This is a genomic window from Bradyrhizobium sp. Mp19, assembly GCF_029952935.1.
GTDB classification, from domain to species: Bacteria; Pseudomonadota; Alphaproteobacteria; order Rhizobiales; family Xanthobacteraceae; genus Bradyrhizobium; species Bradyrhizobium elkanii.
In genome coordinates this window covers 1-11,921 of sequence record NZ_JASAUT010000110.1, presented here as the reverse complement: position 1 = coordinate 11,921, position 11,921 = coordinate 1, and the positions used below count along the sequence as shown (strand labels likewise).

Here is an 11,921-nt window from a genome sequence, read left to right as displayed (position 1 = left end):
CTTCGCTCCTGATTCGCAGCAAGAATCCTCGCCGCTGTCAGGCAGAAAATCCACTCAAGCTACTGTCCGAATTTGCGAGGCCAGCTCTCTCATCGCCGAGGTGATGGTGCTGCACGACCGGCCGGGCTTCGCGCCCTACGTCGAACGCCTGGAGCGGGAGCTTGCCGCTATGCAGTCGAAGGATGACGTGATGACACGCGCGCGGCGGCGGCTTGCTGCCCGCGGCGCAAACGATAACGGCAAGTCCAAGGTAGCTGCGTGAACAACAGCCCCGCGTCGCCCGCCAAATATCTGCAGCGCGACCTTTAGTGTCACGCCCGAAAAATCTCACTACTCATCACACACTACGAACGGAGGAATTGTGTGCAGCCACAACTCAATTTCCACCACAACTTCAGAGAGCCGGTCAAGATCCCCGGCTCGTTCAACCTGTATTACGATCCGGTTCAGGTCGACCGGCAACTGACTAAGCTTCTGATCGAGGGAGACCCGGAATATGAAAATCCTCGCCACTCATTCGCCGCTCGGTGCTGACGTTGCCCTTGCGGACGTCGAAGTCTGCGAAGGGGTGAAGTTGTTCGGCGTGCGCATTGTGCGTGCGGCCGATGGATCGCATCGAGCTTACGCGCGCGGGGCTGCGCTTTCGCCCGCGATGGTCGAATCAATTTCATCTCTCGTTTTAGAGGGCGATTGCCAACATGCGGGCCACGCTTAAGCGCATTATCCACCTTCGTCGCAGCCTTATTGCTTACGGATACCGTCCCGTCGCGTGTAGTGGCAAAGCCGCTGTCATGGGTAACTGGCAGCGCTCGCGGTGGTCCGCTGCGCAAATGGAAGGCATCGCTCGCAACTATCCGGACGCCACAAATACGGGTCTGCTCTGCGGCGAACTTGTGGGGCTTGATGTCGACACGCCGGACGCTGAGACTGCCGACGCTATCCGCGCGATGGTGATGGAGTTGCCGGGGTCGGACAGAGCGCCGTATCGGATGGGCAAGGCACCGAAGACCCTGTTCGCATTCCGCGCCACCGAGCCTCGCGAGAAGCGCGCAACAGGCGCCTACCTGATCAACGGCGCCAAGTGTCAGGTCGAGGCGTTTGGTGAACGCACGCAATTCGTGGCGTTCGGAACGCATCCCGATACGGGCCGACCTTACGAATGGTTCAACGGTTCGCCGGCCGAAACACCGTTGGCCGAGCTTCCGGAAATCACACCAGAGGCGATCGACGAATTGTTGGCTCGGGCGGAGGCGTACTTCGCCGAGCGCGGGACGCTGATTAAGCCAGCCAGCAAAGCCAGTGACCGCGGCCCGGTGGTAGTCGATAGTGACCACCCGTGGGCTGACACATCAACGCCGCGCGTTGGCTAGCCTCGATGCATGGGTGCCGGAGCTTGGACTCGAAGATCTGCGCAAGTACCAGGGCGGCTTCCACGCTGTTGCATCCTTCCGCCCCTCGATCAACTCGAAGGTGAAGAAGCGAGGCCGCGCGCTGAATATCCAGCCCAGTGGTATTGTCGATTATTCGGCTGGAAACGCCGGCTACTCGCCGATCAACATGGTTTCAGTCAGCCTCAGCATGTCCGCGTCAGAGGCCGCCGAGTGGCTGCGTAAACGAGTTGGCGGCGGCGATGACACCAAGCCAGTCAGCGTTGCTCGTCTTCTTACTCAACCCGCCAGGCGTGCCGCAGCGCGTCGATCAACATCAACTTTGTCCTGAAGGGCGATTGCTGAATGCAAAATGCAATTAAAACCGACGCGTCCAATTCAACCGTTGAAGCCCGCGATGAGGAGCCTGTCGCAGCCAACGACAACAAACCCGCATCTAATCCCGGCACTTCGGTAACCGAGGATAGTGTTGCGTATATATTCGCGAGCACCTATCGAGACACGCTGCGCTTCTGCCACTCCACTGGCGCGTGGTTTGAATGGGATGGTTCGTACTGGCGCAGGAACGAAGTCGGCCTTGCGGCTCACCATGTTAGGGTGATGGCCCGCGATATGTCACAGGGCCTGTCTCCGAAGGCGCTCGCGACTATACGAAAGCGTTCATTCGCTTCAGGAGTCGAGGGGTTCGCTCGCAATGACCCAACCTTCGCCGTCACGATCGAGGCTTGGGACCGCGACCCGTTTCTGCTCGGAACGCCAGACGGCACCGTTGATCTGCGTACAGGGAAAATGCGCGCTGCCGACCCTGCAGATGGCATTACCAAACTAACGTCCACCGCGCCGTCTGCCCAGGCAGACTGTCCACTTTGGTTGCGATTTCTTCAAGACGCGACTGGCGGCGACGGTGAAATGATCCGCTTTCTGCAGCAGTGGTGCGGCTACTGCCTTACGGGCGACACGCGCGAACATGCACTTGTCTTTGTGCATGGCGACGGCGGTAATGGGAAATCGGTTTTTCTCAACACCACTAGCTATATTCTGCACGATTATGCGACTACGGCGTCAATGGACACGTTCGTTGCCAGCCGCAGTGACAGACACCCGACAGACTTGGCGATGTTGCGCGGTGCGCGTCTAGTCAGCGCCAGCGAGACAGAGGAGGGCAGGGCTTGGGCCGAGTCGCGAATAAAACAGATGACGGGCGGCGATGCGATTTCAGCGCGCTTTATGAGGCAGGACTTCTTTACGTTCCAGCCGCAATTCAAACTGTTTGTGGTTGGAAACCACCAGCCAGCACTGCATAGCGTCGACGCCGCAGCCCGGCGGCGATTCAACATCGTGCCGTTCACGCGAAAGCCGACGAAGCCGGATCGTGAACTTGAAGCAAAGCTTCGCGGTGAGGCGCCCGCCATTCTGCGGTGGATGGTTGATGGGTGCCGGGACTGGCAGCGCAATGGTTTGGTGCGACCTGCATCTATTGTTGAGGCGACCGAAACGTATTTTGCCGAGCAAGACACGTTCGGCCAGTGGCTGAAGGATGCTTGCCGAGTTGAGCCGGACAATCGTAGCATCTCAGACTTCGTCGCGGATCTGTTCAAATCGTGGACCGATTATGCTGAAGCATCTGGCGAGCGCCCCGGAAGCCAGAAGGGATTTGTCCAGTCGCTGACCAAGAGTGGCTTCAAGAAGGGGCAAAGGGTACGCGGCGGACAACTCTATATCGGACTGCAACTGCTTAGGCAGGCCGAGAAAGAACCTAGCGTGCGCGATTGAGCACGGATCGCGCACGGGAAAACGAAATGATTTCAATGGTCGGTGCTACGTGTGCGACATGTGCGCGATTTTTCCATTATAGGCGCTTCGCGCGCGCGTGTAGAGAGTCATACGTGAAAATCACGCACATCGCGCACACCGCGCACGGCGGCGGGGTCTAGCTGATCTCTCCCGCCGTTCACATAGGGACCCGCGCCCCCAGGAAAACATCTCCGAGTGCAAAATGAAAACCAAAACATGGGGCGGGGATATAGCAAATCCCTTGGATCCCGCGAGCCGCCCGAACCAGTGGCCGAGTTACGTATAACTTTTTTTGATTGTTTGATTATTCGATCGGCACGCAGATGCCGACGCACAAGACCGCAGAAGCGGTCAGGTACGCTCGTCACGAGAGACAACCAATGCAACACGCAAACGACAACGACCAACCCATAGCAGCCGACCATGTTACCGAGGTCCGCCCGCGCCCTGGCGAGCTGAACCGCATTCTACACCGCCGCTTCCCCGGTATGGGGCCGGCCCATGGCTGGCAATTGGATGCGGCGGCGAGGGCGACGTTTAATGCGGATATGTCCAAGTGGTTTGGTTTGGACGGGCGATGGCATTCAACTGCCGAGCAATATCGCCAGAGCAAAGGCAAGCGCCGCACCAAACAGGCGGCCACCCCCAACAAGCCCGGCAAGCCCGCCAGGCCAGAGCTACTGGATTGGCAGCAGGACGTGGGCGCACCGTACTCCAGGTGGTCGCATGCAGTTGCGGAGGGCGCTGAATTTCTTGCGGGCCGCACCGCCCCGGCGACAAGCGGCATTCGGCTCATGCAATTCGGTGCCGTTGAGGACGCCATGATCCGGGCAATCGACGCCAAGCGATTCCTGACGCAGGTGGCCAATGATAATGAGCCCGACATTCGCAGGAACAGGCCGCGCCGGAGGAAAATCGCGCTGGCGGCTTAAAATCCAGTTTTCGCCATAGTTGGGAACGTATCACCTTGAAGACCACGATTTGTGGTCTGACGTGACGTGCACTCGGCGCGCTGGCCACCACCCGGCGTCGCCACTTTTTCCCGGCCCTGAGCCGCGAAGCCGCTGCATGCGGCGTTTTATTTAACCCTCCAATCGCAATTTCCAATCCTGAAAGGAGAGCGGCCCCAATGGCCACTTGGAATCACGTGCTCGACGCGATCGAGCGTCATCTTGATTTCCCGCGCTCGCGAAGCACCGGAATCGCCAGGCGTTTGCAGGAAGCCGGAATCTTGCCTTCCGGCGCACCGGGCGTTGCGCCTGAGCTAGACGAGGACAATGTTCTCGACCTCGTTGTTGCGCTCGCCTCTGACACCGAGTTGCACACCGCTGTTGACGCGGTCCGCGCCTACCACGCGATGACACCCGGTAGTGTCAACCTGGATGGGGCCCCGCAGTCGATTCCCAACGCGCCGATCGCTGTTGCGATTTTGGTCGAGGACGCACGCACTGGCGTCGCGGAGGCGCGAAAATCTCAGGTTGCCGTATCCTGCAATTGTAGAGCCGTCGCGATTCACAAACCTGATGGGTCGGTCAGTCGCTTCAGTCAGCCGGGCGCTCATTGCGCTCACTGGCAATCCAATGGCCATCACAAGTCAGTCACCATCAACGTCGCCGCTGTGGCCGGTATCATTGATGCATTGTTTGGAAAGGTTGTTGCCTAATGGCTCCGTTGAAGACGAAGACCACCGACGAATTCCGCGTCCCCAGCCTCGCGGAGGCCGACAGCTCGTACGCCGACCTGATCGCGAAACGCGTGGAATTGGAGCAGAGAGACTCTAAGCTCAACAGCGAGCGCTCGAAACTGCGCGGTAAGATCGAGGCGGGCAGGGCGGCTTTTGGGAAACATATCTCGCCCGGCGTGGCCGCGCTGCTTGGTGACGATCCTACTGACAGCATTGCCGATCTGTCGCGGCAGCTCCGCGAAGTCACCACGGAGATAGCAAACATCGAGTCAGCGCGGGAGGTCCTGCATAGGCGCACAGACGAAGCGCGGAACGTAGCCTCCAAGCTCGTGTGCTTCACCGTGATGCCAGAGTACCAGCGCCGTTTGGGTGCGGTATGTGAGGCCGCTCGCGCGTTGGAAGCAGCCAAGCCCGAGAAAAGCACGACGCGCTGCTGGACGATCTGGAGCGCGAGGATGTGCGCCTCGGTTATCTGCGGCCAGTGCGCGCGCACTTCTTGGGCGATCGGCGCGAAGGCCGCGCTTTTTACTTTTTGAAGGAAGTGAAGGAGGCGGGCCACAATGTCTAAGGGATCCGAACGCACTTCCGATGTGGCCGACCGAAAGCCAGTTCGGCGCCGTGTAAAGATGCCTGGCGAAAGCCGACACTCCGAGTGCTCGGACTCACCAGCCGTGATTGCGCGCAAGTTGATGCAAGCGAAACGCGAGAAACGATTGCGGGTGACGCAACGCAATGGCTGAAACCATCTCAGGATTCGCGATTTCCTGGAATCGGCCGGCCATCATCGCGGGGCTCTTCGAGGAACGCTTCGCGCGCGGCGCATTCGACAAGCACATCGCGCAAAATCCAGACGTCGCCGCGCTTTGCAGTCATGATGTCAGCAGGCCTCTGGGGCGCATCAGCAACGGCACCCTCAAACTACGTTCGGATAACGTCGGACTCTACTACTCGTTAGAGCCGCATCCTGATGCGCCTTTAGGGCAGGAGGCCTTGGCACTGTCAACGAGGTGAGCGTGTCGTTTACTCCAGTTGTCGAGGAGTGGGACGACGGTGGCGACATTCCGAAGCGCCTCATCACCGAGGCCAAACTTTTCGAGATCAGCTTGGTCCTGTGGGGAGCCTACGGCAAGGACACCTCAGCTCAGATCAGTCGAGCATCCAGCAACAACCAGGCAGCACGACGGCGCGTTGAAGCGAAGATGCGGGCCCGCGGCATCCTTTAAGCGCAGGGGGAGGGGTGGGTCAGATCCCTCCCACTGCCGCCACTAGCTACCGGCGGCCCCCCATTTCACGCGCATCTGCAATTCGGACCCCCAGGGGCAAAATGCCACGACCAAGAAAGCCGGCCGCCAAGGCGCTGGTTGAAGGCCGGCACATCATCAATGCTGGCCGCTATAAACGCAACGATCCAACCGGTGCCGAAATCGGCGCTCCACCCACTTGGCTAAACGAGCAACAGGCCAATGCATGGCGTGAATTCGCCAGCGAGTTGCCATGGCTCAATGCATCTCACCGTTGTCTTGTCTCCATCGCATCAGTCTTGCGCGCTCGCCTGCAAAGCGGCGCGGAGATGGGTACAAAATCGCTCAGCCTACTGAGGCTGTGCCTAAGCAGTATGGGCGCGACACCGGCCGATGCGAGCAAGATCAGTTGGGCGCCGGCAGAGGAGGCGGACGATTTACTTGACTAAAACTCACGGACACTCCGGCAGAGCTAGTAGGTTATCGTTGTAGTAGCCGTCAGCGTGAGTTCGAACATATTTTCCGTTCGGGCCGCTAACGACGCCAACGTCCGCGCGCTTACCGCCGACCAACGTAAAGAATGTATTGGTCCCGTTCTCGATCGATCGAATGACCTCCGATCTCGGCCACACCAACCACACGCCTCCGAATGCGACATACTGGCAATTGCTGGCGTCGAAGGGGGATGCTGGCGCCACGGGCTCAACCGGTGCTGCGGGGGCCAACGCCCCCACGTATGGCGGCACTTCGACCACGTCGCTCGCTATCGGCACCGGATCCAAAGCGTTCACCACGCAGGCCGGCCTCGCCTATCAGAATGGCGCTCGCGTGCGGGCTAGCTCGGCGGCGAACACGGCGAATTGGATGGAAGGCCTCGTCACCTACAGCGGCACGACGCTGACCATGACGTCCGACAAGACCGGCGGCAGCGGCACGCTCGCGGACTGGAACTTCAACGTGGTGGGCCAGCCTGGGGCTGGTGATCTGTCGAGCGCCAACAATCTGTCGGACGTGGCGAGTGCTCAAACGTCACGTGGCAATCTCGGGGTTCTGTCTCCGCCGCAAGGTCGCCTGACCCTGGTGAGCGCAACGCCCGTGATGACGACGACGCAGAGCGCCAAAACGACGCTGTACTATGCGCTCTACAACGGCAATCAGGTGCCAATCTATGACGGCACCAAACTCACGATGACGACATTTGCCGAGTTGTCGATCGCGACGACCGACATCACCAAGAACCCCGCGGCGATCGGCGCCAGCAAGGTCAATGACTGGTTTGTCTGGAACGACAGCGGTACGCTGCGGCTGCCTCACGGTCCCGACTGGACAAGCGACACGGTGCGCTCGGCTGGAACGGCGTTGGGCCAGGTCAATGGTATCTGGCTCAACAATCAAGCCATCACCAATGGGCCGGCAGCGTGGCGCGGAGGCACCACGCGCAGCAATGCATCGTCGCAACTTGATTGGATTCTTGGCGGTTCGGGGTCTGGCGGTGTGGCTGGGTACCTCGGCGTGTGGAATGCCTATAACCGCGTGACGGCATCCGCAGCGGCGATCGATAGCGGCCTCGCATACACCTATTCCAGCGCGACCGTGAGGCAGGCGAGAGCGTCCGCAGGCAATCAGGTGTCGGCTGTATTCGGGCTGGCCGAAGATGCGACGCAGATTTCGTATGCATCACGCATTGGTCTGGTCACGAACTCAGCAGCCGCGGTTTCCGGTATTGGCGTGGATGCGACCAACGTTTTCATTGGTCAGGGGGTTCTTGCAGGCGGACGAATACTACTCAGGTCGGTGGAGCAGCCGCGTACGCGGCTCCGCCACTATTGGGTTTGCACGTGTTCTCAGCCAACGAACAGGGCGATGGCACCAACGCCAACAACATCAACGTGGCAGGTCAGAACGCGCTTAGCGTCCTGGCGAGGATGTAAGATCGGTGCCACCCGTATGGCCTGCGGACGCGCGTCGCGACAAGCCATTCTTTTGTCGGAGTCGCGCACTACTTTTCATTTTTGAAAAATGGAGAAGTAAGGTGGCAATTGGGACAGTGAAGTGGTTCAACCCAACAAAGGGGTATGGGTTCATTCAACCGGATTCCGGCGGCAATGACGTCTTTGTCCACATCTCCGCGGTTGAGAAGGCTGGTTTTACTTCGCTCGCAGAGGGCGCAAAAGTCAGCTTCGACATCGTGAAAAATCGCGGAAAGGAGTCGGCGGAAAATCTACGAATCGAGTGATGCACCACCCATTGTGTTGCTCAACAGAAAGGCCGCAGTGGTACGCCGCTGCGGGCGGCCGAGGAGATCGATCGGAATCGGCCGATGGATAAGGCGCTATTGTTCGCGTGGGCGTGCGCTCTAATCCTCTTGGTACTGTTCGTCGCGCTGTACCTTCCTTGGTAGTAAGTTGCCGATGGCGACTCGCCACGGCGCTGCCTGCGATCCGAGACTGATTGCCAAGTCACCGCCCACAATCCTGGTAGTTGCTCTAGGGCATTCGTCCGGAGGATACGTTGCCCGGTCAGCTTCTCCCTCCCTTGAGGCTGACCGGGCGAAGTTAGTGGCGCGCGCGATAGGGACAGCGCTTTATCGGTCCACCCCAAAGCACCGAGTCACGTGGCCGCTAACGTTCCCGCTGTTTAGGTCGCGCGGCTGCCACCGTGAGCCCGGTGTGATCCTTGAGGCTATCGATTACCTTGAGCGCGGCTTCGAGTTCATCTCGAAGACGCTTCGTAATCCGCAGAATGCCGCTCGCGAGCTCCTCGCGGCTGATTTCTGCACCGTGAGCAACTTTTTCTTCGAGGTCGCGTATAGCTTCGTCGATCTTGTGCAGCGAGAATGTGCTAGGCATCATCCGGCTCCGTCCTGATTAAGGGGCCGGCATCCGCCGACCCGCAGCGTAAAAATGCGTCCGCTACACGGTTTAGTAAAGCGGGTGGTGTTGCGGGAAAATCTGTCCCCATCTCGCGTCTGAGCGCCTCGAATTCGGATAAGGTCGAAAGAGGGCAATCCGCCACCGCGTCCATTTTTGAGCAGATAACTTCAACCCGGGATCGCCAATCGGCCAGCTGTTCTTCAGTTCGCTGTGGCGCGTACGTGTCTTCTGCCGGTGTATGGCTTGGCCTACGGACGTAGTCCGTGAATGCTTGGATTGCCGCTACCACTTCGGTCCTAGGCACGGCGGTTACTCCTATGAGCGGAGCCAGCTCGAACATTTGCAGGCCGAGCACTTTGATATGGCATGCACGCGGGGGCGCGACAACCCACTGGTACTGGTAGGTGCTTCCAGTCCTTCTCAGCGATACTCCTTGGTGGCACCAGGGGGGAATTTTGGGCCCCTCGGGAGCAAAGGTGGCCAGCCCTGCCAATCCAAGGGGCGAAGGCTGGCCACCATCGCTTGCGACGTCACCACACAGGGTAGCTACAGGCCAATGGATGCACATATTCGAGCAGCAAATCACGTCCCTGCGGTCCCAAGCGCTTGCGGTGTTTGCAGCCAATCAGGCCAGCGCGGCCGATCAGTCTTTGAGCCAAGCAGATCGCCAAATCGCGACGTCTAATGCCGAGGAGGCTCGACAGCTTGAAACCCAACCTCGGGCCGAAGGAGGCGCGGAAGATCGCTGCACGCATACGCGCTCTTCTAGGAGAGCCGCGTGTGTGCCAACCGGTTCGGGTGGCATGCCTGTGAGACTTTCGCCAGCGCGCCCGCGCTGCTTGCGGTGTGCGGGTTAGTCATAAAAGGCACTGGGTGCGCTCGCGATAGCTGACGAAAGGGTGACGGACTGTCTTGCTTCAATCACGACCGACAGGCTGCCAGGACTCCAAGTCAGTCTCCGAAAGAGAGACCCCAGCACGGGCAGCATGCTGGGGCGAGACGTTGGGCTGACGCGAGCCAGAAATCGAGCCACGACTCGATCATTATGACCGTGTAAATGTAGAGCAGCATCACGCACCGGTCAAAATCGCACTGCATGACAGTAATCGGCGGTAGGATCTTCGTTCGCGCTTTGAGGTGCAATCCGAGCAAACGCGAGAAAACGGCAGTTGCTAATCGCGCATAAGCAAATCTCACGTCCTGAAAAACGACCAAGTTGCTATCGCAACCAAAGGCTGTCCACCGGAAAGAGACGGCTTCGCTCTCCGCAAATGTCCGGTGGTTGGCTAGGTGCGAGAGGTTTTACATCAAGCGACGTAAGGAGATTTGGGAGCAGGTGCAGGCAGAAATGGCCGTTGGAGAAAGTGCGAGAATTTCTCGCACTTTATCGAAGCCGAAACGGGCCGAGGGAATAAACAATTCGCATCTGCAGCAGGCCATCTCCACTGGTGCCGGTGCGGCGAGTCTCCGCGCCGTAGCCGATTGGAACGAGCGCAAATCGTTTGACGAGCGCCGCCGCGCTGGCGGCCCTGAAGCTCCGTGTCGGGATGCGCAGGGCGGCCGGAAGGAAAAAGCGTTAGCTCGCGGAAGGGGGGTCTTAGCCGTGGAGGCCGTCGCTAGTGGGGATCACGGGCACTCAGCCAGTGAAAGAAGATTGTCTGGCTGAACGCCGTCCGCCGTTGTCTTGATGTATTTGTGCCCGTTGTGTTCGGCCACGACCACGCCAGCCATGAGTCCGTCTTCTTCGACATAGAACTCCCATTCGCCGCTTTCAATGTCTCTGATCGTCTGAACGACAGACTGCTTCCATTGACTTCCGTTTGAATATTCACCTCCGACACTTTCAATCCTCTCGTGGGGATTCATCCTGTCGGTCTTATTGATGCAGCGAACGCGTGCGAGTTTAACCACAGGGCTCTCTCCTTCGTGCTGCAAAGGCTGGGTGACCAGTTTAGCGTTCAGTGGCGGCCCAGGCAGCCCAACCAATCCTGGTAGGGGCCCGGGAGGCTTTTCGCCGATACAACGCGAGGGCCCCCCGCGGGTTGATGCCCCCCCTCGGGGGCGGGGCGGTCAGTTTTGCAGCTCAAGGCGGTAAGGCTGACCACGGAAGTTAGTGGCGCGCGCGATAGGGACAGCGCTTCTTCGGTATGGAGGCGCCGAGTCACGTGGCCGCTAACTTCACCGCGGCGCGGGTGTGGCAGGGACAGCGTCGTTTCGCATGTTTCGCGACGCCGAGTCGCCCCCGCGCCCCCCCCCAGGACTGTTGGGCTCAAAAGGCCGATGAGCGCCGCGAGGAACGATTCTACTGGATATGCGCGCGCATTACGCTAATTGATTTGGCCACATTTCCCCACTTAGGATTTGTGGCCGTCATCTGCATTTTTCTGATTCAGATAGTCGCACTTGCCGCCCTGGCCAGAAAATATGCTGATGAGAACATCGCGATAGCGATCGACAAAATCATCGCATCGATTTGCGACAGGTTCGGGTGGAAGTAGGGCGGCGAGATCCTATCCGTAAAAGCCAATCAAAAAACGGATAGCAAAAAACGCCCCTGCGACTACGGCTGCCGTGATGGCTATCGCGAAACCAACCCTAAAGCTTTCGCTCATCAGTTCCCCCTAGGCCGCAGGCACATCCCCCTCCGAAATTGCGTCTGCGGCCTCCGCTGCGACGGTCCGCAATCATGCCGGTCACTGCGGTAGGTGTGCGACTACAAATTCTTGTAGTTGACCAGTTCGTGTTCTCTGGGCTCGAATTGCTGTCGAGCGGACCCTACGCCAGTCGCGAGCCCAATCGCCGGATGGATTGTAGCCATGACGAATGAACCGGATGATCTCATCGGACGTATTGCTGAGATCGAACTAGGGTCTGTACCTAAATAGCGCCACGTGATTCTCTTGCCTACGTGTTGATTCGGGGGCGAGAGAATGCGCGCTGG

The 11,921-nt window shown here is 59.2% G+C and carries 17 protein-coding genes and 1 pseudogene; 14 read left to right on the top strand and 4 right to left on the bottom strand.

The genetic code is table 11. The annotated features are described in order from the left end of the window. From QJT82_RS44010 to QJT82_RS43965, 11 genes and pseudogenes are all read left to right on the top strand, one after another. A partial coding sequence (locus QJT82_RS44010) for a hypothetical protein (protein ID WP_281446710.1) occupies positions 1–262 on the top strand: 262 nt, incomplete at its 5' end. A 234-nt stretch (positions 263–496) separates the two neighbouring features. Continuing rightward, positions 497–715 carry a hypothetical protein gene (locus QJT82_RS44005; RefSeq protein ID WP_129964954.1) on the top strand — a complete coding sequence of 73 codons (219 nt, stop codon included), beginning with the start codon at positions 497–499 and terminating at the stop codon, positions 713–715. Then, the gene (locus QJT82_RS44000) at positions 699–1,370 is read left to right on the top strand and encodes a bifunctional DNA primase/polymerase (RefSeq protein ID WP_011090970.1); all 672 of its coding nucleotides are present in this window, start codon (positions 699–701) and stop codon (positions 1,368–1,370) included. The genes QJT82_RS44005 and QJT82_RS44000 overlap by 17 nt, the downstream gene beginning before the upstream one ends. Before the next feature lie 13 nt (positions 1,371–1,383). Beyond that, a complete protein-coding gene (locus tag QJT82_RS43995) occupies positions 1,384–1,719 on the top strand; it encodes a hypothetical protein (RefSeq protein ID WP_161536874.1) in 336 nt (111 codons plus the stop codon). 14 nt (positions 1,720–1,733) lie between these two features. Further along, positions 1,734–3,161, top strand: coding sequence for a phage/plasmid primase, P4 family (locus QJT82_RS43990; protein WP_011090968.1), 1,428 nt, complete (start codon positions 1,734–1,736; stop codon positions 3,159–3,161). A 401-nt stretch (positions 3,162–3,562) separates the two neighbouring features. Further along, the gene (locus QJT82_RS43985; RefSeq protein ID WP_014498619.1) at positions 3,563–4,114 is read left to right on the top strand and encodes a hypothetical protein; all 552 of its coding nucleotides are present in this window, start codon (positions 3,563–3,565) and stop codon (positions 4,112–4,114) included. 197 nt (positions 4,115–4,311) lie between these two features. Beyond that, entirely contained in the window at positions 4,312–4,845 is a 534-nt protein-coding gene (locus tag QJT82_RS43980; protein ID WP_011090966.1) for a hypothetical protein, read from the top strand. A gap of 8 nt (positions 4,846–4,853) precedes the next feature. Continuing rightward, positions 4,854–5,402: a hypothetical protein gene (locus QJT82_RS43975; protein WP_223153797.1), complete on the top strand. Its 549-nt coding sequence runs from the start codon at positions 4,854–4,856 to the stop codon at positions 5,400–5,402. A gap of 196 nt (positions 5,403–5,598) precedes the next feature. Next, positions 5,599–5,972 (top strand): annotated as a pseudogene (locus tag QJT82_RS43970) (HK97 family phage prohead protease); the annotation flags it as partial. Continuing rightward, positions 5,880–6,089, top strand: coding sequence for an HK97 family phage prohead protease (locus tag QJT82_RS45705; RefSeq protein ID WP_014498621.1), 210 nt, complete (start codon positions 5,880–5,882; stop codon positions 6,087–6,089). The pseudogene QJT82_RS43970 and the gene QJT82_RS45705, both read left to right, overlap by 93 nt. Before the next feature lie 101 nt (positions 6,090–6,190). Next, positions 6,191–6,556 carry a hypothetical protein gene (locus QJT82_RS43965; protein WP_014498622.1) on the top strand — a complete coding sequence of 122 codons (366 nt, stop codon included), beginning with the start codon at positions 6,191–6,193 and terminating at the stop codon, positions 6,554–6,556. A 3-nt stretch (positions 6,557–6,559) separates the two neighbouring features. On the opposite strand, the gene QJT82_RS43960 is transcribed toward QJT82_RS43965, so the two are convergent. Then, a complete protein-coding gene (locus QJT82_RS43960) occupies positions 6,560–6,739 on the bottom strand; it encodes a DUF3892 domain-containing protein (RefSeq protein WP_071916953.1) in 180 nt (59 codons plus the stop codon). Between QJT82_RS43960 and QJT82_RS43955 the strand changes: the two genes are divergently transcribed. Together QJT82_RS43955 and QJT82_RS43950 are read left to right on the top strand one after the other, a co-directional pair. Then, positions 6,717–8,123 (top strand): hypothetical protein, encoded by a 1,407-nt coding sequence (locus QJT82_RS43955; RefSeq protein ID WP_011090961.1) that lies wholly within the window; start codon positions 6,717–6,719, stop codon positions 8,121–8,123. The genes QJT82_RS43960 and QJT82_RS43955 overlap by 23 nt on opposite strands. Positions 8,124–8,139: 16 nt before the next feature. Next, positions 8,140–8,343 carry a cold-shock protein gene (locus QJT82_RS43950; RefSeq protein WP_011090960.1) on the top strand — a complete coding sequence of 68 codons (204 nt, stop codon included), beginning with the start codon at positions 8,140–8,142 and terminating at the stop codon, positions 8,341–8,343. A 385-nt stretch (positions 8,344–8,728) separates the two neighbouring features. Here the strand turns inward: QJT82_RS43950 and QJT82_RS43945 are convergent, their stop codons facing one another. The 3 genes from QJT82_RS43945 to QJT82_RS43935 form a co-directional block, all read right to left on the bottom strand. Further along, positions 8,729–8,956 (bottom strand): hypothetical protein, encoded by a 228-nt coding sequence (locus QJT82_RS43945; protein WP_223153796.1) that lies wholly within the window; start codon positions 8,954–8,956, stop codon positions 8,729–8,731. A 554-nt stretch (positions 8,957–9,510) separates the two neighbouring features. Continuing rightward, positions 9,511–9,735: a hypothetical protein gene (locus QJT82_RS43940; protein WP_154694125.1), complete on the bottom strand. Its 225-nt coding sequence runs from the start codon at positions 9,733–9,735 to the stop codon at positions 9,511–9,513. A gap of 871 nt (positions 9,736–10,606) precedes the next feature. Continuing rightward, positions 10,607–10,891, bottom strand: a complete 285-nt coding sequence (locus tag QJT82_RS43935; RefSeq protein ID WP_011090958.1) for a DUF3892 domain-containing protein — start codon at positions 10,889–10,891, stop codon at positions 10,607–10,609. A gap of 254 nt (positions 10,892–11,145) precedes the next feature. Here QJT82_RS43935 and QJT82_RS43930 point away from each other — a divergent pair, with 254 nt between their 5' ends. Next, positions 11,146–11,478 carry a hypothetical protein gene (locus QJT82_RS43930; RefSeq protein ID WP_246790661.1) on the top strand — a complete coding sequence of 111 codons (333 nt, stop codon included), beginning with the start codon at positions 11,146–11,148 and terminating at the stop codon, positions 11,476–11,478. Positions 11,479–11,921: the final 443 nt, after the last annotated feature.

Excerpts from the sequence above, each read along its gene's own strand:
- QJT82_RS43945 (WP_223153796.1), bottom strand. The coding sequence starts at position 8,956 with ATGCCTAGCACATTCTCGCTGCACAAGATCGACGAAGCTATACGCGAC.
- QJT82_RS43985 (WP_014498619.1), top strand. The coding sequence starts at position 3,563 with ATGCAACACGCAAACGACAACGACCAACCCATAGCAGCCGACCATGTT.
- QJT82_RS43955 (WP_011090961.1), top strand. The coding sequence starts at position 6,717 with ATGACCTCCGATCTCGGCCACACCAACCACACGCCTCCGAATGCGACA.
- QJT82_RS43940 (WP_154694125.1), bottom strand. The coding sequence starts at position 9,735 with ATGCGTGCAGCGATCTTCCGCGCCTCCTTCGGCCCGAGGTTGGGTTTC.
- QJT82_RS43965 (WP_014498622.1), top strand. The coding sequence starts at position 6,191 with ATGCCACGACCAAGAAAGCCGGCCGCCAAGGCGCTGGTTGAAGGCCGG.
- QJT82_RS43980 (WP_011090966.1), top strand. The coding sequence starts at position 4,312 with ATGGCCACTTGGAATCACGTGCTCGACGCGATCGAGCGTCATCTTGAT.
- QJT82_RS44000 (WP_011090970.1), top strand. The coding sequence starts at position 699 with ATGCGGGCCACGCTTAAGCGCATTATCCACCTTCGTCGCAGCCTTATT.
- QJT82_RS43990 (WP_011090968.1), top strand. The coding sequence starts at position 1,734 with ATGCAAAATGCAATTAAAACCGACGCGTCCAATTCAACCGTTGAAGCC.
- QJT82_RS44005 (WP_129964954.1), top strand. The coding sequence starts at position 497 with ATGAAAATCCTCGCCACTCATTCGCCGCTCGGTGCTGACGTTGCCCTT.